The sequence below is a fragment of the Streptomyces sp. NPDC053560 genome (genome assembly GCF_044544605.1).
In the GTDB taxonomy this organism is placed as follows: Bacteria; Actinomycetota; Actinomycetes; order Streptomycetales; family Streptomycetaceae; genus Streptomyces.
The window spans coordinates 55162-77871 of sequence record NZ_JBITXI010000009.1; the positions used below are offsets into that span (position 1 = coordinate 55162).

The window sequence follows — 22710 nt, forward strand, 5'->3', positions numbered from 1 at the left end:
CGCTTCCCGCGGTGCTCCCGTGTACTGCCGTGCGGACGCGCCCTGTGGGGCGGCGGGAGAGCGGGCGGCAATGCCCCGAAGTCGCCGCCACAGCCAGTCACTATCAGTCACCGTCGGACCTTCACGGACACCGCGCCGCGACGCCAATTATTCACGAGTAAAACACCTGCTAATATTTATGTATGGGCAAGCATGCTGGACCGACACGACCGGGACAAAGGATCACGAAGCTGCCGGTCAAGAGCACAGTGCGGCTCCGGCGGCCGCTGGAGACCCGGCACTGGCACAAGCCGGCCTTCAGCGCGGCCGTCGCCATCGGCGTACCGGATCTCGCGCTGCTCGCCCTGGACCGGATGGATCTGGTCCTCTACACCTCGGCCGGCGCGATGTGTGCGCTCTACGGGCACAACAAGCCGTACGCCGCGCGGGCCCGGACCGTCGCGTGGGTGATCCTGGCCATGATCGCCAGCCTCGCCGTCGGCCTGGTCAGCTCGTCCTTCATCGGCAGCACCATGCTGCTGGTGGTGATCGCCTCGGCACTGGCCGCGGTGCACAAGATGATGTGCGACGCGACCCGTATCGGGCCGCCCGGCAACCTCATCATCACCTTCATCTCGGCCTCGGCCTTCTTCGTGCCGCAGCGGCCGGACCAGATCCCGTTCCACCTGCTGCTCGCCGTCGCGGGCGGGGCCGTCGCCTGGCTGGTGTGCATGGCGCCCCGGCTCGTACGGCCGGAGGGGCCGCAGCGGATCGCCACCGCGCGGGCGCTGGAGGCCGCCGCCGGACTGCTGCGTGCCGCACCCGAGGCCACCGCCGGCCCACGGCACGCCACGGCCGCCGCGGTCAACGCCGCGTGGCAGACGGTCTTCCTCGTACCGGCCCGCAGTGCGGCCAAGTACGCCGCCAGGGCGCGCCTGGAACGCCTGCTCGTCCGGGCCGAATCCGCACTGGCCGTGGCGGACGTACCCGCCGGGGAGCGTGCGGCGGATGCCGAACTGTTCGACGCCTGGGCGCGTGACCTGCGGCGTGGCGGGCCGCTGCCCGATGTGGCGCTGGACGCCGGGCAGACCGCCGAGCTGGCCGGCATCGCCGCCGATCAGGACGGAGCCGGGCTGGATCTGCGCCGGCCCTCCCCCGATCACCGGCGCGGCTTCCGGCCCGTCCTCGCGCAGCTGCGGCCCGGGTCGCCGCTGCTGCCGCTGGGAGCGCGGGTGATGATCGGCTGTACCTTGGCGGGCTGGGCCTCGATGGCCATCGGCTCCGAGCATCCGTACTGGGCGGTCGTCACCGCCGCTTCGGTCTTCCAGGCCAACACCACGCTCTCCTGGCAGCGCGCCGTGCAGCGCGCCCTGGGCAATCTCCTCGGGCTGCTCCTCTTCACCGCGCTGCTGCCCGTGATCCACACCGGGCACCTCGCGATGGTGCTGCTGGTGATCCTCTTCCAGATCGGCGCGGAGGCGTGGATCCCCCGCAACTACTGGCTCGGCTCGGTCTGCGTGACGCCGATGGCGCTGCTGCTGACCTCGTTCGGCAATGCGCTGCCCGCAGGCGTCCTCGTACGCGACCGCTGGGTGGACACGGTGGTCGGCGCGGTCATCGGCCTGGTCTGCTGCGTACTGGTGACCAACCGGCGGGCGACGGACCGCATCGAGGCCGCGGTCGGACGCGTCCTCGCGGCCCGGGAAGCGGCGGACGCGGTGCTCACGGCGGACCGGCGAAACGACCTGGCAGCGAACCCGGCGCTCGCGGCGAACCAGCCGAACACCCCGACGGCAGGCGCCGTGCTCGCGACGGACAGGCCGGACGCCCCGGCGGCGGACGCGGCGCTCACGGCGTACCGACCGGACGACCAGCCGGACGACCTGGCGGCCGGCTGGGCCCGCGACCGGCTCGCCGCGGCGCTGGTCGAGCTGCGCGAGGCGGTCGAGGTCGCCTCCGGCGAGTGGTGGCAGCGCGCGCTGCCCGCCGAGCGCGTGGCCCTCGCCGAACGCGACGGCCACCGTGCCCTCGCGCGCCTCGTCCGCCACCTCACCGCACCCACGCTGGCGGCATAACGCGCGCGGTATCGCCTGCGCCCGTGATCGCGGCCGTACCCGTCAGTCAGCCCCCCGGCCCCGGGGCGGCGGAGCCCGGAACACACAGCCCCGGCGTGGGGCGGCAGTACAGGAGCGAGTGGGCAGAATGGGCGCGGAAGAACGGCCGGACGAAGGAGTGCTGAGCGTGGCCGAGGACATCGTCGCAGGGGTGCTGCGGCAATGGCAGCAGGTGCACCCCGGTCTCGACACCGGGCCGATGGCCGTGATCGGCCGGCTCAACCGCTGCTCCGCGCTGCTCCAGCAGGCGGTGGACGCGCCGCTCGCGCAGGAGGGACTGTCCCGGCCCGAATTCGACATCCTCGGCACCCTCCGGCGTACCGGGCGGGAACTCACCCCGGGCCAGCTCGCCCGCGAGACCTTCGCTTCGGGCGCCGCCGTGACCAAGCGGCTGCGCGTACTGGAGGAGCGCGGCCTGGTCGCGCGGCGCCCCGACGCGCGTGACCGCCGGGTCGCCCACCTCAGCCTCACCGAGCAGGGCGTGGAGCTGATCGACCGGCTGCTGCCCGATCAGCTGTCGTTCGAGTCCAGCCTGCTGTCCGGACTGTCCGGGGAGGAGCTGGGGCACCTCTCCACGACCCTCTCCGACCTGCTGCTGCACCTGGAGGGCCGGCTGGGCACCCCACGGGCCTGAACGACGATCACCCCCACCGGACAGTCGTCCCCCTCGGGACAATCACCACCCCCGCCGCACCGCCGCCCGCCCCCGCTCTCCCGCCGCCCAGCAGGCCAGGTCGGGAGTGCAGGACACGGTGTCGTACGAGGCGGTGTCGATCGTGCGCCAGGTGCGGCCGCCGTCCGTCGTGAGGTCGGTGCCGGTCGGGCCGACGGCCAGCGCGGCGCGCCGCGAGTAGGGCAGCCAGGCCACGCCCGAGCGGTAGGCGGGCGGCGGGGCACTCGCCGTACGCCAGGTGGCACCCGCGTCGTCGGTGGTGGCGGCGGCCTCGGGCGACGGTTCGCCGGGGCGGTAGTCGCCGCCGACGGCCAGCCCGTGGGCACGGTCGCGGAAGGCGAGACCGAAGACGCCGCGGGCCGGGTCACCGGCCGGCAGCGGCATGGCGGTGGCGGTCCACGTACGGCCCCGGTCGGCGGAGTGCAGGACCCGCGCGGTGGCCGCGCCACCCGTGGCGAGCCACACGTCCCGGCCGCCGCCGGACCGGCCCGCGGCGCCGCTCCGCGACGTGACCAGACACTGCCCCGATGCGGCGAAGGAGGCCTCGCCGGGCTGGGCCGCCGGCATGCCGGCCGACGGGAGGACCCGCCAGCTGCGGCCGCCGTCGCCCGTGGCGAGGATGCGGTACTTGCCGTCGACCGGGTCGCTCACGGCGAGGCCGTGCCGGGTGTCGAGGAACGCCATGCAGTCGTAGAAGGCGCGCGGGTCGGTGTTGCGGAAGCTCTCCGTCCAGGTGGCGCCGCCGTCCTCGGTACGGAAGATCCGTGACGCCTCGCCCTCGCCGATCGCCAGCACCACGGCGCGGCGGCCGTCGAACGCCTCGACGTCCCGGAACTCCAGCCCGTCCGCGCCGAGCGGCGAGACGTGCTGCCAGGTCACGCCGCCGTCGCGGGTCCGCAGCACGGTGCCTTCGGTGCCGGCCAGCCAGGCGGTACGCCGGCTGACGGCGGCGAGGCCCCGGAAGCGGGCGTCCGTACCGGTGTCCCGCGACGCCCAGCCGCCGGAGAGCGAGCCGGTGACGGCGGTCCGCGCGCCGGGCGCGGGAGCGGCCCGGTGCTCCGCCGCGGCGGCCGGTACCGCCCCGCAGACGACCGCGGTCGCGGCGACCGCCAGCCGCATGACCGGGCCTCTCCACCGCCCGCCCGAGCGCCGTACGGCTACGTGCTCCGCCGCTGCGTACTCCGCCGCGCGTCTCATTCGCCCCCCGTTTCCCGTGCGTCTCCCGCGCCTGCGCGATCCGCTGGAACGTAGCCGAAGCCCGGACCCGGCGCCAGACGCCGAATCGCGGTGCGCTCCCCCGCTTCCTACAGTGAGCGGTAGGCCTCAGGGGTTTTCCGCCAGTGAGGAGTGACCCATGGACCAGCAGGAGATCCTCTCGCGCATTTCGGCGATGGTGGAGACGGAACGGGCGCTGCGTGACCGCATCGGCGCCGAGGAATCCGGCGGTGAAGAGGAGCGCGCGCAGCTGGCCGCGCTGGAACGCGAGCTGAACCAGTGCTGGGACCTGCTGCGGCAGCGGCGCGCCAAGAGCGAGTTCGGGCAGAACCCGGACGAGGCGACCGTCCGCCCGTCGTCCCAGGTGGAGCAGTACCGGTCGTAGGGCGGGCCGGAGCTACGCAACGGCTACGCATGTACTGCGACGCGCGCCGTCCGTTCTGCGTATCCGGTCGGCGTGCGGGCGCCTGTGCGCCTACTGAAGGCGGCCGAGCGTACGTCCGTCCGACCCGGGCGGGTAGCGCGGACGCCGGGCCGCCCGGTGGGTGTGCGGCGCTTGCTGAGCGGCTGCTGCCGAGCTTCGGAGGGGCCGTAGCGGAACCGCGGGGCGCAGTTGCCCGCCCTTCCAGGAGCCCGTGACGCAGCTCACGCGGAAATCCGGTGCACTGCCGTAACGATGCCGCCGTCATAGATGTCGTAGAGGCAAGGAACCGCACCGGACACCAGGGAGCCGACGATGCCGGACATCATCGACCACGCTGTTCAGGCCGGCCTCATCGCGACGGAACCGCAGTCGCGCGCCGTCCTCGCTCGGCTGCGCTACAAGAGCAGCGATCCGTTCGCCGTTCAGGCGATCTTCCCGGCCTCGGCCTCTCTGGACGGTGCCGAGGTCAGGTGGACCTTCGGCCGGGAGCTGCTGGCCGAGGGGATGCGCGGGCCGGCCGGGGACGGCGACGTGCATGCCTGGCCGTGCGGGCCGCGCCACACGATGCTGGAGTTCCACGCCGCCGAGGGCATGGCGATGGTCCGGTTCGCCGCGGCCGATCTGCGGCGCTTTCTGTCGAGTACGTACCTGGTGGTGCCCCGGGGCAACGAGTCCCGTCACCTGGACGTGGACGCCGATCTGGCGGCGCTGCTGCGCGAGGCCTGAGACAGCGGCCTGGATCGGAGTCCCCTGAGTCAGAGGCCCGAGACGGCGGTCCGGGACAGCGATCCGGAACAGCGATCCGGAACAGCGGTCCGCGATACGGGGCGCGGGTCAGGAACCCGGCACCCCGGGTGATCGTTCACCCTGTGTACCTGATATTCCGTACCTGAAGGCTGTAGCAGCACGGACGTCCGAACCTGGGCGGCTACCCCACACACGACAGAGATCACCTGACATGACATAGATCACACACCTGACACATGCACGCCTCACCCGGGCACTGCGTCTATCAGTGTGAGCCGTGCGCCGACCCGGCCATGCCCATGACCCCGACAGCCGCAAGGGAGCAGCCGCGATGCAGAGCGCCATCGACCAAGCCGTACAGGTCCGTCTGATCGCCACGGCGCCGGGAGCGCGTCCGGTCCCCGCCACCCTGCACTACCATCCGGCCGACCCGCTGGCCGTGCGGATGTCCTTCCCGCCGGAGATCTCGCTGGACGGCGCGGCGGTGGAGTGGGCGTTCGCACGCGAGCTCCTGTCCGAGGGGCTGCGCGGGAAAGCCGGCACCGGGGACGTACGGGTGCGCCCGCTGGGCGACGAACGCACGGTGCTGGAGCTGCACGTGGCGGACGGCGTCGCGATGGTGCAGATGAGCTCGGCGGACATCCGGCTCTTCCTGGCGCGGTCGTACGAGGCGGTGCCCGCCGGGGAGGAGCGGCTCGACGTGGACGGCGGCCTCGCGGAGCTGCTCGGCGAGGGCTGACCGACCGGGCCCGCCGCCAGGCGCGAACCGCCTTGCCACCGACCCGCGAACCGGCCCTCACCGGCCCTTGCCTGCCCGCACGGACCGCCTGTTACCGACCCGTCAAGAAACGTATTGATACTGGTCGCATGCCACGAGTACTGCTCATCGAGGACGACGCCGCTGTTCGGCACGGGGTCTCGCTCGCGCTGCGGCGGCGCGGGCACGAAGTGGCGGCCGCGGCCAGCGGCGAGGAGGGACTGACCACACTGCCGGCCTTCCGGCCGGACATCGTGCTGCTGGACCTGATGCTGCCGGGCAAGGACGGCTTCGAGGTGTGCCGTCGCATCAGGGCCGACCGGCAGCTGCCTATCATCATGCTCACGGCGCGCGGCGACGACCTCGACGTGGTGCTCGGCCTGGAAGCGGGCGCGGACGACTACATCGTGAAGCCCGCGCGCGGCGAGGTGCTGGAGGCCCGTATCCGGGCGGTGCTGCGGCGGACGGCGCCGCCGGCGTTGGACGACGGCGGGCCGCACGAGCCGGGGCCGGCGCCGGTGGAGGCGCACGGCGAACTGGTCGTGGACCGGGCGGGGCTGGTGGTGGCCAAGAACGGCCAGGACCTGGCGCTGGCCCCCTCGGAGATGAAGCTGCTGCTGTTCCTGTCGGCGGCGCCCGGCCAGGTGTTCAGCCGCCAGCAGCTGCTGGAGCACGTGTGGGAGCACAGCTACCACGGGGACGCGCGGCTGGTGGACGCGTGTGTGATGCGGCTCCGGACGAAGATCGAGGACACCCCGCGCAGCCCGCGGTACGTCCAGACGGTCCGCGGCTTCGGCTACCGCTTCGGCCCGCTGTGACGGGCTCCCGCGGCCGGGCCGGGCTGCGGCAGCTGCTGCGCGGCCTGCGGGCCCGGCTCGTCGTGGCGTTCCTGCTGGTCGCGGCCGTCAGCGCGCTGACCACCGCGGCGCTCACGTACCGCGAGGCGCGCAACGCGATCCTGGAGCGCTCGCAGGACACCGCCATCAATGATCTGCGGGCGCAGATCAATTCGCTCGCGCCGGATCTGCCGGTGCCGCCGAGCCGCGCCGACCTGGACGAGTTCGCGCGGCAGCTGGACCGGTCGGGCAAGGCCCGGGACTGGGACGTCGAGGCGGACTACGAAGGCGTACCGGACAACGGCTCGGACGCGGTCGTGGCGGTGCCGCAGGAGCTGCGGGATTCCGTGGAGCGGCGGCACGTTCCGGCGTTCCAGCGGGTCGAGCGCGACGGCGAGCCGTGGCTGCTGATCGGCATGCCGGTCACCCGGGCGCACGACCGCGCGCCGTCGAAGCTCTCCGTCTACGCCCGGCTGCCGCTGCGCGCCGAGGAGGCCAACGTCGAGGAGCTGGTGAGCGCCGCGCAGCGGGGCGCGCTGCCGGTGCTGGCGCTGGCCCTCATCCCGGCGCTGTTCGCGGCGCGGGGTGTGCTGCGGCCGGTCCGCAAGCTGCGGCAGGCCGCCGGCCGGATCGCCGAGGGCAAGCTGGACACCCGGCTGGAGGTCAAGGGCGAGGACGAACTGGCCGAGCTGTCCCTCACGTTCAACGACATGGCGGCGCACCTGGAGGAGAACGTCGCCGAGCTGCGCCGTCTGGAGTCCAACTCGCGGCGGTTCGCCGCGGACGTATCGCACGAGCTGCGCACGCCGCTGGCCGCGATGACCGCGGTGACGGACGTACTGGACGAGGACGCGGAGGCCGGCGGGCTGGACCCGGACACCGCGTCGGCGGTGCGGCTGATCAGCCAGGAGACCGGCAAGCTGGCCCGCATGGTGGAGGACCTGATGGAGGTCTCCCGGTTCGACGCGGGAGCCGCCGCGCTCCATCCGTACGAGGTGGACGTCGCCGAGGCGATCCGTAAGACGCTGCAGGCCAGGGCGTGGCAGGAGCGGGTGGCGGCGGAGCTGCCGACGGGCGTGCGGGCGCGGCTGGACGCGCGCCGGCTGGACGTGGTGGTCGCCAATCTGGTCGGCAACGCGCTGCACCACGGGGGCGAGCCGGTCGCGGTACGGCTGCGCGCGCCGGTGGACGGCCGGCTGCTGATCGAGGTGGCGGACCAGGGCCCCGGCATCGATCCGGAAGTGCTCCCGCACGTCTTCGACCGCTTCTACAAGGCCGATTCCGCCCGCGCCCGGTCCGAGGGCAGCGGCCTGGGCCTGGCGATCGCGATGGAGAACGTACGGCTGCACGGCGGCACCCTGCGCGCCGCCAACGCGCCGGACGGCGGCGCGGTCTTCACCATCGACCTGCCCCTGCGCACGGACGAGACGGACGATCCGGAGGACGAACTGGAAGACGAGCTGCACGAGCCGGACCAGCCACACGTAACGAGCACGAAGAGCACGAAGGGCTCGCCCCGCACAACCGGCACGCCCCGTGCGAGCGGCGCGACCCACACGAGCGGCACAACCGGCACGCCCCGTGCGACCGACGGCGAGGACAACACATGAGCCGCCCCCCGAAAGCGCGCACCCGCACCGCGGTCGCCGCCCTCGCCGCGCTGCTGGCCGGTGCGCTCGCCGGCTGCGGCATCGAGCCCAGCGACGTGATCGACGCCGGGGAGCCGGCCACCGGGCTGAAGTCGGACGGACAGGCCCCCGCCGACGTGCAGCTGTTCTTCCTCGCGTCCACCGGGCTGCGGGCCGCCGCCCGGTCGGCGGATCACCAGGCCACCCCGCAGCGCGCCGTCGACCTGCTGCTCGCCGGGCCGAACACCGCCGAGCGGCAGCGGGGTCTGACGACCGCGCTGCCGGACCTGCACGACAAGGTCACCGTCACACCGCGGGACGGCCGCATCACGATCACCGTGCCGACCGACCCGGAGCGGCTGGACCAGCCCGCGCTCAGCCAGCTGGTGTGCACGGCGGCCAACGGGCAGGTGCCGGGCGGCCGGTCGCCGGAGGAGATCTCCGTGACGGTGCGCGGCAAGGACGTGGAGGTCGGCCCGCTGGTGTGCGGCGGCAACAACGCCTATCCGTACATCACGCCGCGGTCGGCGTCGCCGAGCCCCGCCACCACGGCGGCCCCGCAGAGCGCCCCCGAGCCGTCCTCGCGGTCCTGACCGGGCGGCCCGCTTCCTCTACGCTGCTCTCGGCGATCAATCCGGTCACCATGCCGATGGGGCAAGGGAGTTGCGGATGGTACGGCGGTCAGCGGCGCGCGGGAGAGCGGCCTCGGGAACGTACGACTACATCGTCGTCGGGGCGGGTTCGGCGGGCTGCGTGCTCGCGGCCCGGCTCTCCGAGGACCCGACGGTGCGGGTGGCGCTGGTCGAGGCGGGCGGCCCCGACCGCCGGCAGGAGGTCCGGATCCCCGCCGCCTTCCCGAAGCTGTTCAAGACGGCGTACGACTGGGACTTCAGCACCACCGCGCAGCCCGCGCTGAACGACCGGGAGCTGTACTGGCCGCGCGGCCGCACCCTCGGCGGCTCATCCTCGCTGAACGCGATGATGTGGGTGCGCGGCCACCGCGCCGACTACGACGCGTGGGCGGCGACGGCCGGCGAGGAGTGGGGGTACGACCGGGTCGCCCGCTACTTCCGCCGGGCCGAGCGGTGGGCGGGCCCGCCGGCGCCGGCGCTCAATGCCGACAACGGGCAGCGGGCGCACGGCTCGGCCGGGCCGCTGTGGATCTCCCCCGCGCGTGACCTGCACCCGCTCTCGTCCGCCTTCCTCGACGCCTGCGTGGAGTCGGGCCTGCCGCGGCTGGCGGAGCTGAACGGCCCGGACCACGGCGGCTGCGCGGCCACCCCGCTGTCGCAGCGGCGCGGGCGGCGCTGGAGCACGGCCGACGGCTATCTGCGGCCCGCGCTGCGGCGCGCCAACCTCACGGTGCTCACGGACAGCGAGGCGCGCCGCGTCCTCTTCGACGAGGGCCGCGCCTGCGGGGTGGAGCTGGCGGACGGCGTGCTGCGGGCCCGCCGCGAGGTGCTGCTGAGCGCCGGGGCGATCGGCTCCCCACAGCTGCTGCTGCGCTCGGGCGTGGGGGATGCCGACGACCTCAAGGCGCTGGGGATCGTGCCGGTGGCCGACCTGCCGGGGGTGGGACGCCATCTTGAGGACCATCTGTCGGTGCCGGTGCTGCGGTACGCGGTGGACCCGGTGACGCTCACCGGCGCGGACACCCCCGTCAACATCGCGCGCTATCTGGTGGCCCGGCGCGGGCCGCTGACCTCGAACGTCGGCGAGGCCGTCGCGTTCGTACGGAGCGAACCCGGACTGCCTGCGCCGGACCTGGAGCTGATCTTCGCGCCGGTGCCGTTCGTCCGGCACGGCCTGGAGCCGCCGGCCGAGCACGGCGTGACCATCGGGGTCGTGCTGCTCCAGCCGGAGAGCCACGGCCGCATCACGCTCACGGACGCCGATCCGGCCGCGCCGCCGTGCATCGAGCCCGCGTACCTGAGCCGGCCGGCCGATCTGCGGCGGATGGTGGCGGGCGTGCGGTTCGCCGAGGAGCTGTTCGGCAATGCGGCGCTGCGCCCGCACGTCGGCGGGGCGCTGCCGCCGTGGCGGACGAGCGAGGACGACGCCGGTACGGAGGACACGGTGCGGGCGCTGGCGGAGACGCTGTACCACCCGGTGGGCACCTGCCGGATGGGCACGGGCGACGACGCGGTGACCGACCCGGCGCTGCGGGTGCGGGGCGTTACGGGCCTGCGGGTGGTGGACGCGTCGGTCATGCCGCGCATCACCCGGGGCCACACCAACGCCGCCACCGTGATGATCGCCGAACGCGCCGCCGATCTCATCCGGCACGGGGACGAGTGACGCACGGCCCTCAGCCGGGCCCTGCCCTCAGGCGGCGCCCGTCCTCAGCCGGTCTCCGTCGTCGGCCTGAACCGCAGGAACCGCGGCCGGTGGAGCGACACGTACATCGACCGTGCGGCCGCCGAAAACGTCACGTCTCGCAGGAATGCGGGGCGTGGCCGGCGATGCCGGAGTGGCTCGGCAGGGCCGCCGCGTAGGCACGGACGGCCGGCGCCGCGTATGCCTCCGCCACGCGGAGCAGCTCGCTGACCTCATCGGCGAGGTCGTTCGTGCCGGGGTCCACCAGACTGGACAGTTGGGCCTGCGGACGCTGGCCGTTCCGCTTGGCGTGCAGGGCGGTGGCGAGCCAGTCCTCGGTACGCAGATCGACATCGATCCGCTGGACCCGGACCTCGCCCTCCCGTGGTCCTTCACCGAACCGCCGCTGATGTCCCCCAAGGACGCCCGGGCTCCCGGCCTGGCCGCCGTCCGGGCCGCCGGGCTGCTCTCCCACTGGGCGCCCGGGTCCGCTTGACCTCAACTCTTGTTCAGGTCCTACCGTCCTGAACATCACCGGCCCCGGGACGCCGGCCGCTCTGCCGTCCAAGGAGAGAAGACCCGCTCATGAACGTGACCGCCCCACCGCGCGCCACCAAACGCGAATGGATCGGCCTGGCCGTCCTCGCCCTGCCGTCCATGCTCGTGACCATGGACCTGACGCTGCTGCACCTGGCGGTGCCGCACCTCGGCGCGGACCTCGACCCCAGCAGTTCGCAACTCCTGTGGATCACGGACATCTACGGGTTCCTGATCGCCGGATTCCTCGTCACCATGGGCACCGTCGGCGACCGTGTCGGACGGCGGCGGCTGCTGCTGGGCGGCGCCACGGTCTTCGGAATCGCCTCGATCCTCACGGCGTACGCGCAGAGTCCGGAGATGCTCATCGTCACCCGCGCCCTGCTCGGCATCGCCGGCGCCTGCCTGGCGCCCTCGACGCTCTCCCTGATCCGCAACATGTTCCCGTCACCGCAGCAGCGCACCACGGCCGTCACGGTGTGGTCCACCAGCTTCATGCTCGGCGGCGCCCTCGGGCCGGTGGTCGGCGGAGTGCTGCTCGAACACTTCTGGTGGGGCTCGGTCTTCCTGCTGGCCGTGCCCATCATGGTGCTTCTGCTCGTCCTCGGCCCGGTGCTGCTGCCGGAATACCGCAACCCCGAGGCCGACAAGGTGGACCTGGTCAGCGCCGTGCTGTCGATGATCTCGGTGCTGTCCTTGATCTACGGGCTGAAGGAGGTGGCCAAACACGGTTTCCAGCCGGTTCCCACCGTCATGATCCTGCTCGGCCTGGCCGTCGGCTTCGTCTTCGTACGGCGTCAGCGTGTGCTCGCCCATCCGCTGCTCGACATGGCGCTCTTCCGCAACCGCGCCTTCAGCGCCTCGCTGACCACGCTGCTGCTCACCGTCATGTTCCTGATGGGCGTCCAGTTCGTCGTCGCGCAGTTCCTGCAGAGCGTGCTGGGGCTGTCGCCGATGCAGGCGGGCCTGTGGATGCTGCCCGCGGTGGTCGGCGGCATGGTCGCGGCCCTGGCGGCCTCGGGCATCGTCAGCAAGGTGCGCACCGCATACGTCTTCGGGGCGGGCATGGTCGTCGCTGCCGTGGGCTTCGGTCTGCTCACCCAGGTCGAGGCCGCCTCCGGCCCGGGCATCGTGGTGACCGCGTCGATCCTGATGTTCGCCGGTCTGGCACCGGTATCGGCCCTGGGCATCGACATGATCGTCGGTGCCGCCCCGCCGGACCGGGCAGGGCCGGCCGCCGCCATCTCCGAAACCGCCAACGAATTCGGCGGCGCGCTCGGCATCGCCGTCGTCGGCAGCATCGTCAACGCCGTCTACCAGAGCCGGATGACCGGCGAGGTGCCCGCGTCGGCGCCCGCCTCCGCCGGTGACACCCTCGCCGGTGCCCTGCAGGCGGCCGAGCGGCTCCCGGGGCAGGCCGGCGACGCGCTCGCCGAAGCCGCCCGGTCGGCGTTCGCGCACGGACTGCAGATGAACGCACTCGTCGCCACCCCCCTGATCCTGCTGACGGCCACCGTGGTGACGGTGGTGCTCCGCAACGTGCGACCCGCTGAGCAGGCGGAGGAGGACGCCGCCGGACCCGCGGAGGAGACGAAGGACGTGGCCCCCAGCAGCCTGTGACACCCCGGACCGACCGCAGCAGGGGTCCGGCCGCCCACCAGGGTGGCCGGACCCCTGCTGCGCTGTGTGCGGCCGCCCGGCCGGCACACGATCCCGTAACGATGCCGTGAGGAGACGATCCCCGAGGAAAGCCCTGGTGCTGTCGGGCGGAGCGGGAACCCGCCTGCGCCCTTTCAGTTACTCCATGCCCAAACAGCTGATCCCGGTCGCCAACAAGCCGTGAGCCGGCTGTGCCTGGGCACGGTCAACTTCGGCGGCCGGGTGTCCGAGGAGGACGGCCATCGCCTCATGGACCGGGCCCTGGAACACGGGCTGAACTTCCTCGACACCGCCGACATGTACGGATGGCGGGTGCACAAGGGGTACACCGAGGAGTCGATCGGCCGGTGGTTCGCCGCCGACCCGGCGAACCGGGACCGGACCGTACTGGCGACCAAGGTCGGCAACCCGATGACCGACGCGCCCAACGACAGCGGCCTGTCGGCCCGGCACATCGTCGCTTCCTGCGAGGCGTCACTGCGCCGCCTGAAGACCGACCGGATCGACCTGTACCAGCTGCACCACGTGGACCGCACCGCGCCGTGGGACGAGATCTGGCAGGCCCTTGACCTGCTGGTCTCCCAGGGCAAAGTGCTCTACGTCGGGTCCTCCAACTTCGCGGGCTGGCACGTGTCCATGGCCCAGGAGGCGGCCGCACGCCGCCACTTCCTGGGCCTGGTCTCCGAGCAGTGCGCGTACAGCCTGGTCAGCCGTCTCGTGGAGCTGGAACTGATTCCCGCGGCGGAGGCGTACGGCATGGCGGTCCTGCCGTGGTCCCCGCTGCACGGCGGGCTGCTGGCCGGGGTGCTGGAGAAACTGCGTGACGGGACCGCGGTCAAGTCCGCTCAGGGGCGTGCGGTGCCGGCGCTCAAGGAGCACTTCGACCGCATCGAGGAGTACGAGCAGCTCTGCCGTGACCTCGGTGAACCACCCGCCCGGGTCGGCCTGGCCTGGGTGCTGTCACGGCCGGGAGTCACCGCCCCGGTGATCGGCCCGCGCAGTGACGCGCAACTGGACGACGCCGTCGCGGCGTTGAGCCTCCGGCTGCCGGACGAGGTGCTGTCACGGCTCGATGCGCTCTTCCCGGGGCCGCCCGCGGCGGCACCGGAAGCGTGGATCACCGGCTGACCACCGCGCCGGGCCGGCCGAAGCCGCCTCCGGCGGTGACGGCCGCACCGTCATCCCTTGGCGCCGGGCTTGCACGCGTACGTACCGAGCAGCTGCGGCCCGGTGCCATGGACGGAGAGGTCGTCGTCCGGATTGGCCATCCGGCAGCGTTCCAGTGAAAGGCAGCCGCAGCCGATGCAGTCCGCGAACCGGTCGCGGATCTGCTGGAGCTGGAGGATGCGCAGGTCGAGTTCGTCCTGCCAGCGCTCGGACAGCTTCAGCCAGTCCTTCCGGGTGGGGGTGCGGTTGTCCGGGAGGGTGGAGAGCACCTCGGCGACCTCCGAGAGCGGTATGCCGAGCCGTTGCGCGAGCCGGACGAGAGCGACCCGTCGCAGCGTCTCGCGCTTGTAGCGGCGTTGGTTGCCGCTGGTGCGACGGCTGGTGATCAGCTTCTGGCGCTCGTAGAAGTGGAGCGCCGAGACGGCCACTCCGCTGCGCGCCGACAGCTCGCCGACGGTGAGTTCTCCGTGCTCGGTGTCCGGTCTGTTGGTGGCCACGACGTTCCCCGTTCTTCCGTTGACTCCCGCTCGGCCGTCCGCTGCCGGCCCGCGGCGGCGACCGCGCCCCGGAGGCCGGACGATTGACCTCAACTGGTGTTGAGGTTGCAGAATTTGATCGTAACAACCCGAAGACCGCTCAGACTCAGAGGAGGGCCTGTGGCCCGGACCGTCAGCTCGCTGCCCGACATAGCCCGGCCGGATGCCGGACTGGCCTTGGTGAGCACGCTTTACGTGGGCTCACCGGCCCAGCAACTCGTGGCGGGCGAACAGGCCACGGCCACGTGGCGGGAGCGCCCCGCACCGGAGGGCTTCCTCTCGTTCAACACGTTCGTGAGCACCGATGGCCAGAACATCCTGACGTACGCCCAGTGGACGAGCGAGGACGCCTACGACGCCTTCGTGCGCGCCGAAAGGAGCGGGAGGGACGGCGCGGGCGACGCACGGCACGCCGATCCGATCCGTTATCGGCTCCATCGCAGCAACGTGACGGCCCCGGGGAACGTTCCCGGCTGTATCGTCGCGCCGGTCTTCGACGTCGACGGCCCGGAGCGCCAGCGCATGGTCGCCGACATCCTGCTCGACGGACCGCTGGCCGCACCGTACCCGGGACTGGTGGCGCTGCACTTCCACGTCAGCGCCGACGGCTCGCGGGTGCTCAACTACGCGGAGTGGGAGGACGAGGAGTCCCACGAGAAGTTCATGCGGAGCGAGATGCCCACCAAGGCCTTCGAAGCCATCCAGGACATGCCCGGCGTCCGCGGCCTCGGAGGCAAGCGCTACGTCCTGCACGAGAGCGTCGCGGGCACCCGGTGAGGCCGGCCGCCGGGCCCGACGGCGGGTGAGGAGCGAGTAGGGCGCCTAGTGATGCCCGTCGTGTCCCGGAACCGTGCCGTCCGGCTTGGCGACGAGCAGCATGCCGGCCATGCCCATGTCGGAGTGGCTCTGGACGTGGCAGTGGTACATCCAGGCGCCCGCGCCGGCCCCCTCCCCCGCGAGGAACTGGAAGCCGAAGGAGTCCGCGGGGCCGGTGATCTTGTTGTCGATCACCCGGCTGGGGTCGTCCGGGCCCTCCAGCAGGCCCGTGCGGTTGTCGGCCCAGCGATGCCCGTGCACATGGAAGGTGTGGTAGTACTCGCCGTGCGTGATCATGATGATCTCCACGCGGTCGCCGACGGTGACCTTGAAGTCGGGCCCCTTCGGCAGGTTGTTGATCGTCATGTCGTTGAAGACGATGGTGAACTGACGGTCCGGGTCGGGCAGGATGTCGCCCTCCCTGCGCACCACGACCGGACCGTAGAGACCTCTGCGGATGCCGCCGGTGCCGTGTTCGGTGCCGACGACGTGGTCGTGGTAGTGCCAGTAACCCGCGCTGCCGGGACGCCAGGTGCCGTCCTTGCGTCTGCCGGGCTTGTGCGTGCGCCAGGTGTAGGTACGGGTGCCGCCCGGCGCGATGTGGCTGCCGTTCATCTTCGTGCCGTCGCTGGCGGTGTCGTAGTCCACGCCATGGACGTGCAGACTGGCGTCGACGTCCAGGGTGTTGGTGACCTCGATGTGCAGGGTGTCGCCCTCGGTCAGCTCGATGAGCGGCCCTGGGATGCTGGCCTTGCCCTTCTCCAGGCCGTATCCGAGCTGCCCGTCGGGGAGCTTCTCCATGTAGAGCTTGAGGTGCCTGACCTCGCCGCCGGCGCCGGCCCTGCGCACATTGCCGGCGGCCCTGGCGGGCGGCGCGGCGGCCGTGGCCCCCACGGCCAGACCGACCGCGCCGAGCGCCGCGGTGGCGGCCCCACCGGCGAACAGCCGACGGCTCAACGCCCCTTGCACAGCGGAAGTTCTGGCTTCCTCGGTCATCGTGCTCCCCTCGCAGAAAGCGCTCTCGGCAGTGAGCCGTCCGGAACGGTAGCGCCGTGATCTTCGTTTATCCACGGTCAGGACAAAGTTTGTTGACTTGCGGTCATAGCTATTGGCGGACCGCCGAAAGAGGTCTAGCTTCGTCGGCTGTTGCTGTGCGCTCACAGCTGTTCCTCAGAGGGGTGGGTGAACCAATGCGTCGCGCACCACGTCGGAAAACCTCCACCACCGGACGGTGGAGACGGACGGCCGGCCTGTCGGCCCTGGCCGTCGCGGCGGCCCTGCTGGGCGGTACCCCCGCACTGGCCGGTGCGCCGCCGGAACCGTCCGTACCGAAGCTGGCGCTGCCGTCCCCGCCGGGCGGGGAGAACGTCCGCGTACTCGTCTTCCACGCCTCGGCGGGCGAGGAGCCGCCGACGGTGAACGCCGGGATCGAGGCGATCGAGAAAATCGGCCGGCAGGGGCCGGCCCTTGAGCACTTCACCGTCGACGCCACCGCCGACGCCTCGGTGTTCACCAGGCCCAAGCTCGGCAGGTACAACGCGGTCGTCTTCCTGACCGGCGGCGGTGACATCCTCGACCCGGAGCAGGAAGCGGGCCTGGAGAGCTACATGAAGGCCGGCGGCGGGTTCGTCGGCATTCACGACGCGGCCCGCGCCGAGCCGTACTCCTCCTGGTTCACCGGCCTGATCGGCGCCCGCCCCACCGGCGGCACGGGCACCGTGCAGCGCGCCACCGTCGAGGTGGGCGACCGGGAGAACCCCGCCACCAAGAGCCTGCCGCTGGAGTGGAAGCGCCCCGACAAGTGGCTCAACTGGGCGGAGAACCCGAGCGGTTCGGTGCACACGGTGGCCCGCGTACGGGAGAACACCTTCCGGCCGGGTACCGGTGCCAACGGCGCCGACCACCCCATTTCCTGGTGCCGTGACTACGACGGCGGACGGTCCTTCTACACCGGCATGGGCGGCACAGCGGCCGGCTTCCAGGAGAGCGACTTCCGGGCCCACCTGCGCGGCGCGCTGCTGTGGACGACCCGGCTGGCCCGTGCCGACTGCCAGGCCACCATCACCTCGAACTACAAGGCCGAGCGGGCCACCCAGCCCAACCAGCCGGGGCAGCACGACCAGATCGGCGAGCCGCACGGCGTGGTGACCGCCAAGGACGGCCGGGTGTTCTACATCGGCCGCGGCGGCGAGGGCTCGGACGCGCCCGTCGTCACCGACTGGAACAACCCCGACATCGGCAAGGGCAAGGGCACCGTCCACATCTACGACCCGGCGACGAAGAAGGTCACACTCGCGGGTGAGGTCACCGTCTTCGGCAACAAGGGCGGCGGCGACGAGCTGGTCAAGAACGAGGAGGGGCTGCTCGGCATCGAGCTGGACCCCGGCTTCGCCGACAACGGCTGGGTCTACCTGCACTACACGCCGCACTCGCGGATCGACCGCGAGACGCACATGGCCGAGCGCCGCGTCTCCCGCTTCCACCTCGACCCGAAGACGAACAAGCTGGACCTCGCCTCGGAGAAGGTGCTGCTGAAGTGGCCGGTGCAGATCCACAGCTGCTGCCACGCGGGCGGCGGCATGGCGTGGGACTCCAAGGACAACCTCTACATCGCCACCGGTGACAACAACTCCAGCCGGTTCAGCGACGGTTACTCGGGCAACAACCCGGAGCCGGACTTCAAGGGCGTGTCGTTCGCCGACGCCCGCCGCACCGCGGGCAACACCAACAACCTCAACGGGAAGATCCTGCGGATCCACCCCGAGGACGACGGCACGTACACCCTGCCCGAGGGGAATCTCTTCACCGGCAAGGAGCCCGACGAGGGCGGCGGCAAGACCCGCGGCGAGATCTACGTCATGGGCGTCCGCAACCCCTCCCGCATCTCCGTCGACAAGAAGACAGACACCCTCTACGCGGGCTGGGTCGGCCCGGACGCGACCGATCCGAGCGAGACCTGGGGCCCGGCGAAGTACGACACGTTCGCCGCGATCACCCATGCCTCCAACCGCGGCTGGCCGTTCTGCATGGGCAACGAGCAGCCCTACCGCGACCGCAACCTGCCGGACCCGAGCAAGCCACTGGGCTGGTACGACTGCGACAACCTGAAGAACGAGTCGCCCAACAACGACGGGCTGGTCAACATCCCGCCCGCCGAGGGCAACAACATCTGGTACTCCCCCGCCGGCGGCGGCCCGGACTTCCCGCGCGATGCCGACGGCGTGCCCAGCTACAAGAAGTCCGAGCAGAAGTTCCTGCTGCCGTGGCTCAAGGGCGGCGGCCAGGCCGCGATGGACGGCCCGGTCTACCGGTACGACGCGAAGACGGCGGGCAAGGACGCCTGGCCCGCGTACTGGGACGGCAAGTGGTTCGTCGGTGACTTCTACGACGCCGACCAGCCGCGGCACGCGGTCGTCATGGACCCGAAGACGGTGGGTTCCGGCGGGCTGCCGGTGCACGCCGAGCCCCTCGACAAGATCGTCCCGGTCGGCGCCGACGGCATCCGCAACCTGATGGGCTGGACGTTCGCGCCCGACGGCTCGCTCTACGTCCTGGACTACGGGCGCGGCTTCTTCACCTCCGACAACAAGTCCGCACTGTGGCACATCACCTACCACGGCGGTCCGGCGACTCCGCTCCCCGCGGACCTGGCCCGGAAGGACGCCCGATGAACCGGCGGCTGACCGCCCTGCTGTCCGTCCTCTTCCTGCTGCTCGGCGTGGGCGCGACCACGGCGTACGGACAGCCGGCGCCCGTCGCGGAGCAGCAGGTGCTGACCTGGACGGCGGGCGACGACATCACCAAGTACACCTCGGCGCCCACCACCGCCGTGGCCGGGAAGGCGACCATCGTCTTCGAGAACAGCGAGGCCACGGGCAACACGATGGGCATGCCGCACACGCTGACCTTCGTGACTTCCGACTCGGAGTACAACCAGGACGTCAGCCTGAACATCCTGGCGAACCCCGGTGACTCCTCGGGCGGCAAGCACACCGCCGAGGTCACCCTGACCCCGGGCAAGTACCGCTACCACTGCACGATCCCCGGCCACGAGACGATGCAGGGCGTCCTGGTCGTCACCGAGGGCGGCGGCGAGGACACCACGGCGCCGGAGACCGCGGCGAAGGTCGAGGGGCAGAAGAACGCCGACGGCGCGTACGTCGGCAGCGCGACCGTGTCCCTCTCGGCGACCGACGAGGGCTCGGGCGTGGACCGGATCGAGTACGCGGTCGGTGACGGCGGCTTCCAGCCGTACACCGCGCCCCTCGTGATCGATCAGGTCGGCTCCCACAAGGTCCGCTACCGCGCGGCCGACAAGGCGGGCAATGTCGCAGCGGAGAGGTCCGTCGACTTCACCGTGGTCGCGCCGGACACCGACGACACGACCCCGCCGGAGACCTCGGCGACGGTGACCGGCGAGAAGAACGCGGACGGCGCCTACCTCGGCATGGCGACGGTGACCGTCACCGCCTCCGACACCGGTTCCGGCGTCAACACCATCGAGTACGCGGTCGGGGACGGCGCATGGCAGCCGTACACCGCACCGGTGATGGTGCACGAGGTGGGCACCCACAAGGTGCGCTACCGGGCCGCCGACAAGGCGGGCAACGCGGCGGCGGAGAAGTCGGTGGACTTCACGGTCGTCGAGCCGCCGGCCGAGGACACCACACCGCCGGAGACCGCCGCGAAGGCCGAGGGGCAGAAGAACTCCGACGGCGCGTACGTCGGCAGCGCCAAGGTCACCGTCACCGCCACCGACGCCGGGAGCGGCGTGGACAAGGTGGAGTACTCCCTCGACGGCGGACCCTACCTCGCGTACGAGGCGCCGGTAGTCGTGGACCGCACCGGCCACCACTCGGTCGCGCACCGGGCGACCGACAAGGCGGGCAACACCTCGCCCGCACGCACGCTCTCCCTCGACGTCGTCGCGGGCGGCGGGGTGCCCGCGCCGCCCTGCCCCGAGCACGACGAGCGGCTGACCGTCATCGTCGGCACGGTGGACACCGGCGTGCCGAACCGGATCACCGGCAACCGCTGCATGATCAACGAGCTGATCGAGGACGAGAAGGACTGGTCCTCGCAGGCCCTCTTCCTCAAGCACGTCACGGAGGTGACCGACAAGCTCCTGAGGGACGGAGTGATCGACAAGCGGGAGTACCGGGCGATCAACAAGGCAGCGCGCCAGTCCGGCATCGGCAAGCCCGGCCAGCACACCGGCTACCGCGACCTCTTCGACGGGACGCAGGCGTCCTTCGAGAAGTGGCAGCAGGTCGGCGGCGGCGCCTTCTCGCTCACCGGGGACGGCGCGATGACCAGCAGCACCAAGGTCGACGGCATGGGCATGCTGTGGTTCCCCGAGCGCCGCTTCGACGACTTCTCGCTGAAGCTGCAGTTCCGGGACGACGCGCCGGGCACCGGCAACGCCAACGGCGGGGTCTTCGTCCGCTTCCCCGACGTCCACGACCACCCGGAGGAGTCCCGGCCCGAGTGGGTCGCCATCAAGTACGGACATGAGGTCCAGATCCTGGACCGTCCGGACGGCGACATGTACAAGACGGGCTCGCTCTACGGCTTCGACCGGGTCGGCCTCGGTGGCGCGGGCGTCACGCCCAAGGGCACCTGGAACGATTACGAGATCCGGGTGGTCGACCAGCACTATTCGATCTACCGCAACGGCAAGCTGATCAACGAGTTCGACAACACCGGCGGGCAGACCTTCTACCCGCCGCGGGACGACGACCCGGGCACCGACGGCCGGCGCTACGCCTCCGGCTATGTGGGGCTCCAGGTCCACAGTACGAGCGACGTCATCTCGTACCGCAATATCCGCATCCAGGAGCTGTGAGCGCGCGCCCACAGTGAAAGCGGCGGCCGCCGGGATTCCTCCCCGGCGGCCGCCGCTCCGTTCCGTTCCGTGTCGGGCGGTCAGCAGACGCCGTCGCCCGGCTTGGGGTTGCCGAGCCCGAAGGCGGGGCGCAGGCGGAGGCCCGCCCAGGTACCGACGAGGGCGACCGCGCCCCAGATCCAGCCGTGCAGGCTGCCGGAGGCGATGCCGGCGAGGTACGCGCCGATGTTGCAGCCGCCGGCCATCCGGGCGCCGACGCCCATCAGGATGCCGCCGAGCACGGCCGCGAGCGCGGTGCGGGCGGGGATGCCGCGGTGCAGCTTCCACACGCCGCCCGCCGCGGCCGCGACCGCCGCGCCGATCATGATGCCGATGTCCGTCAGGCTGGTCTTGTCGGCCAGCACCGGGCCCGCGTACGAGGCGGCGTTCTTCGGGTCCTGCCAGAACGCCCAGGTCTCGGGCGAGGCACCCAGCGCGCCCGCCAGCTTCGAACCCCACAGCGCGAAGGCGCTGGTGATGCCCCAGGCGCCGCCCGAGACCAGCAGTACGGCGGCCCCGAGGGCGGCGAGGACCAGGGCGCCGGTCCACAGGCTCCAGGAGCCGCGGAAGGCGCGGGCCAGGGTGGTGCGCGCGGACGGCGGGGTGCCGATCGGCGGCGGGTTGCGGCGCGCCTGGACGCGGCGGGAGACCAGTACCACCACGGCGAGCAGGACCATGGTCAGAGCCCAGGAGCCGCCCCAGCCGAGGTGGTCGGAGAAGAGCACCGGGTCAAAAGCGGGCAGGTCGCGCCAGAGGTCGAACTGCCAGGCGGCCAGCGTCGAGCCGGCGATGAAGCCGCCGAGGGTGAGCACGATCGTGCTCTGGCCGGAGCCGACCGCGAAGAGCGTGCCGGAGGCGCATGCGCCGCCGAGCTGCATACCGACGGCGAAGAGGAAGGCGCCGGCCAGCAGGGCGACGCCCAGCGGCCCCGCGCTGGGTGCCGGTACCGAGCCGAACAGCCCGGTGCCGGTGCCGATGACCAGCGCGAAGAGCGTCGCGGTGGTGCCGAGCAGCAGGGCGTGCGCGCGCAGCCCGGTGCCGTTGCCGACGGCGATCAGCTGCCGCCAGGCGGAGGTGAAGCCGAAGCGGGAGTGGAAGAGGGCGAAGCCCAGGGCGATGCCGAGGAGCAGCAGGATGCCGGGCTTGGCGCCGTTGGCGGTCCACACGTACACGGTGAGGGCGGCGCCGATGAGCCCGGCGACCACGAGGGGCGTACGGCGGACGGGCGGCGCGGGCTCCGCCGCGGGCGCGGGCGTGTGGGTGGGGGCCGGGGTGAGCAGGGCACCGGAACGGGGCGGGGCCCCGGCCGCCCCGGCGGGGGGAGCGGTCGTCACGTGGGGTCTCCGTGGGAGGGGAGGCGGTACGCGCGGTACCGGAAGGGGAGAAGGCCGGACCTGTGGGCGTCAGCGGCTACAGAGCGCG

19 protein-coding genes and 1 pseudogene are annotated in these 22710 nt (G+C 72.1%); 15 read left to right on the forward strand and 5 right to left on the reverse strand.

The annotated features are described in order from the left end of the window. Positions 1 to 182: 182 nt before the first annotated feature. Together ACIGQF_RS22155 and ACIGQF_RS22160 are read left to right on the forward strand one after the other, a co-directional pair. Positions 183 to 2054 (forward strand): FUSC family protein, encoded by a 1872-nt coding sequence (locus ACIGQF_RS22155; RefSeq protein ID WP_399712788.1) that lies wholly within the window; start codon positions 183 to 185, stop codon positions 2052 to 2054. A gap of 166 nt (positions 2055 to 2220) precedes the next feature. After that, entirely contained in the window at positions 2221 to 2727 is a 507-nt protein-coding gene (locus tag ACIGQF_RS22160; RefSeq protein ID WP_361561144.1) for a MarR family transcriptional regulator, read from the forward strand. Positions 2728 to 2769: 42 nt separating this feature from the next. Here the strand turns inward: ACIGQF_RS22160 and ACIGQF_RS22165 are convergent, their stop codons facing one another. Then, positions 2770 to 3885 carry a WD40/YVTN/BNR-like repeat-containing protein gene (locus tag ACIGQF_RS22165; protein WP_399712791.1) on the reverse strand — a complete coding sequence of 372 codons (1116 nt, stop codon included), beginning with the start codon at positions 3883 to 3885 and terminating at the stop codon, positions 2770 to 2772. 235 nt (positions 3886 to 4120) lie between these two features. Here ACIGQF_RS22165 and ACIGQF_RS22170 point away from each other — a divergent pair, with 235 nt between their 5' ends. From ACIGQF_RS22170 to ACIGQF_RS22200, 7 genes are all read left to right on the forward strand, one after another. Continuing rightward, entirely contained in the window at positions 4121 to 4366 is a 246-nt protein-coding gene (locus ACIGQF_RS22170; protein WP_399712793.1) for a DUF2630 family protein, read from the forward strand. 351 nt (positions 4367 to 4717) lie between these two features. After that, positions 4718 to 5131, forward strand: a complete 414-nt coding sequence (locus ACIGQF_RS22175) for an SsgA family sporulation/cell division regulator (RefSeq protein WP_399712795.1) — start codon at positions 4718 to 4720, stop codon at positions 5129 to 5131. A 352-nt stretch (positions 5132 to 5483) separates the two neighbouring features. After that, entirely contained in the window at positions 5484 to 5891 is a 408-nt protein-coding gene (locus ACIGQF_RS22180; RefSeq protein WP_361561137.1) for an SsgA family sporulation/cell division regulator, read from the forward strand. Positions 5892 to 6019: 128 nt separating this feature from the next. Further along, positions 6020 to 6727, forward strand: coding sequence for a response regulator (locus tag ACIGQF_RS22185; RefSeq protein ID WP_399712798.1), 708 nt, complete (start codon positions 6020 to 6022; stop codon positions 6725 to 6727). Continuing rightward, positions 6724 to 8355, forward strand: a complete 1632-nt coding sequence (locus tag ACIGQF_RS22190) for an ATP-binding protein (RefSeq protein ID WP_399712800.1) — start codon at positions 6724 to 6726, stop codon at positions 8353 to 8355. The genes ACIGQF_RS22185 and ACIGQF_RS22190 overlap by 4 nt, the downstream gene beginning before the upstream one ends. Continuing rightward, positions 8352 to 8966, forward strand: coding sequence for a hypothetical protein (locus ACIGQF_RS22195; protein ID WP_399712803.1), 615 nt, complete (start codon positions 8352 to 8354; stop codon positions 8964 to 8966). Before ACIGQF_RS22190 ends, ACIGQF_RS22195 begins: the two co-directional genes overlap by 4 nt. A gap of 76 nt (positions 8967 to 9042) precedes the next feature. Next, positions 9043 to 10671 carry a GMC family oxidoreductase gene (locus tag ACIGQF_RS22200; protein WP_399712805.1) on the forward strand — a complete coding sequence of 543 codons (1629 nt, stop codon included), beginning with the start codon at positions 9043 to 9045 and terminating at the stop codon, positions 10669 to 10671. A gap of 130 nt (positions 10672 to 10801) precedes the next feature. Here ACIGQF_RS22200 and ACIGQF_RS22205 read toward each other — a convergent pair whose 3' ends face one another. Further along, entirely contained in the window at positions 10802 to 11164 is a 363-nt protein-coding gene (locus ACIGQF_RS22205) for a DUF6545 domain-containing protein (RefSeq protein WP_399712807.1), read from the reverse strand. A gap of 110 nt (positions 11165 to 11274) precedes the next feature. Between ACIGQF_RS22205 and ACIGQF_RS22210 the strand changes: the two genes are divergently transcribed. The 3 genes and pseudogenes from ACIGQF_RS22210 to ACIGQF_RS22220 all read left to right on the forward strand — a co-directional run bounded on the left by ACIGQF_RS22210 (position 11275) and on the right by ACIGQF_RS22220 (position 14013). Continuing rightward, on the forward strand, positions 11275 to 12846 hold the full coding sequence (locus ACIGQF_RS22210; RefSeq protein ID WP_399712810.1) for an MFS transporter: 1572 nt from the start codon (positions 11275 to 11277) through the stop codon (positions 12844 to 12846). Positions 12847 to 12952: 106 nt separating this feature from the next. Continuing rightward, positions 12953 to 13066 (forward strand): annotated as a pseudogene (locus tag ACIGQF_RS22215) (sugar phosphate nucleotidyltransferase); the annotation flags it as partial. Then, positions 13066 to 14013: an aldo/keto reductase gene (locus ACIGQF_RS22220; RefSeq protein ID WP_399712813.1), complete on the forward strand. Its 948-nt coding sequence runs from the start codon at positions 13066 to 13068 to the stop codon at positions 14011 to 14013. The pseudogene ACIGQF_RS22215 and the gene ACIGQF_RS22220, both read left to right, overlap by 1 nt. 50 nt (positions 14014 to 14063) lie before the next feature. Here the strand turns inward: ACIGQF_RS22220 and soxR are convergent, their stop codons facing one another. Then, positions 14064 to 14549: a redox-sensitive transcriptional activator SoxR gene (gene soxR, locus ACIGQF_RS22225; RefSeq protein WP_399712815.1), complete on the reverse strand. Its 486-nt coding sequence runs from the start codon at positions 14547 to 14549 to the stop codon at positions 14064 to 14066. A gap of 159 nt (positions 14550 to 14708) precedes the next feature. Between soxR and ACIGQF_RS22230 the strand changes: the two genes are divergently transcribed. Beyond that, on the forward strand, positions 14709 to 15365 hold the full coding sequence (locus tag ACIGQF_RS22230; RefSeq protein WP_399712818.1) for an antibiotic biosynthesis monooxygenase family protein: 657 nt from the start codon (positions 14709 to 14711) through the stop codon (positions 15363 to 15365). 45 nt (positions 15366 to 15410) lie between these two features. On the opposite strand, the gene ACIGQF_RS22235 is transcribed toward ACIGQF_RS22230, so the two are convergent. Further along, the gene (locus ACIGQF_RS22235) at positions 15411 to 16400 is read right to left on the reverse strand and encodes a multicopper oxidase domain-containing protein (protein ID WP_399712821.1); all 990 of its coding nucleotides are present in this window, start codon (positions 16398 to 16400) and stop codon (positions 15411 to 15413) included. A gap of 194 nt (positions 16401 to 16594) precedes the next feature. On the opposite strand from ACIGQF_RS22235, the gene ACIGQF_RS22240 reads away from it, so the two are divergent. Together ACIGQF_RS22240 and ACIGQF_RS22245 are read left to right on the forward strand one after the other, a co-directional pair. Further along, positions 16595 to 19075, forward strand: coding sequence for a ThuA domain-containing protein (locus tag ACIGQF_RS22240; protein WP_399712824.1), 2481 nt, complete (start codon positions 16595 to 16597; stop codon positions 19073 to 19075). Next, positions 19072 to 21249 (forward strand): OmpL47-type beta-barrel domain-containing protein, encoded by a 2178-nt coding sequence (locus ACIGQF_RS22245; protein WP_399712827.1) that lies wholly within the window; start codon positions 19072 to 19074, stop codon positions 21247 to 21249. The genes ACIGQF_RS22240 and ACIGQF_RS22245 overlap by 4 nt, the downstream gene beginning before the upstream one ends. 80 nt (positions 21250 to 21329) lie before the next feature. Here ACIGQF_RS22245 and ACIGQF_RS22250 read toward each other — a convergent pair whose 3' ends face one another. Continuing rightward, the gene (locus ACIGQF_RS22250; RefSeq protein ID WP_399712830.1) at positions 21330 to 22622 is read right to left on the reverse strand and encodes a YeeE/YedE family protein; all 1293 of its coding nucleotides are present in this window, start codon (positions 22620 to 22622) and stop codon (positions 21330 to 21332) included. Between the last annotated feature and the right edge of the window lie 88 nt (positions 22623 to 22710).

Coding starts and splice junctions, on each gene's coding strand:
- ACIGQF_RS22185 (WP_399712798.1), top strand. CDS start 6,020: ATGCCACGAGTACTGCTCATCGAGGACGACGCCGCTGTTCGGCACGGG.
- ACIGQF_RS22210 (WP_399712810.1), top strand. CDS start 11,275: ATGAACGTGACCGCCCCACCGCGCGCCACCAAACGCGAATGGATCGGC.
- ACIGQF_RS22195 (WP_399712803.1), top strand. CDS start 8,352: ATGAGCCGCCCCCCGAAAGCGCGCACCCGCACCGCGGTCGCCGCCCTC.
- ACIGQF_RS22245 (WP_399712827.1), top strand. CDS start 19,072: ATGAACCGGCGGCTGACCGCCCTGCTGTCCGTCCTCTTCCTGCTGCTC.
- ACIGQF_RS22155 (WP_399712788.1), top strand. CDS start 183: ATGGGCAAGCATGCTGGACCGACACGACCGGGACAAAGGATCACGAAG.
- ACIGQF_RS22175 (WP_399712795.1), top strand. CDS start 4,718: ATGCCGGACATCATCGACCACGCTGTTCAGGCCGGCCTCATCGCGACG.
- ACIGQF_RS22170 (WP_399712793.1), top strand. CDS start 4,121: ATGGACCAGCAGGAGATCCTCTCGCGCATTTCGGCGATGGTGGAGACG.
- ACIGQF_RS22200 (WP_399712805.1), top strand. CDS start 9,043: ATGGTACGGCGGTCAGCGGCGCGCGGGAGAGCGGCCTCGGGAACGTAC.
- ACIGQF_RS22180 (WP_361561137.1), top strand. CDS start 5,484: ATGCAGAGCGCCATCGACCAAGCCGTACAGGTCCGTCTGATCGCCACG.
- ACIGQF_RS22165 (WP_399712791.1), bottom strand. CDS start 3,885: ATGCGGCTGGCGGTCGCCGCGACCGCGGTCGTCTGCGGGGCGGTACCG.
- ACIGQF_RS22235 (WP_399712821.1), bottom strand. CDS start 16,400: ATGACCGAGGAAGCCAGAACTTCCGCTGTGCAAGGGGCGTTGAGCCGT.
- ACIGQF_RS22240 (WP_399712824.1), top strand. CDS start 16,595: ATGCGTCGCGCACCACGTCGGAAAACCTCCACCACCGGACGGTGGAGA.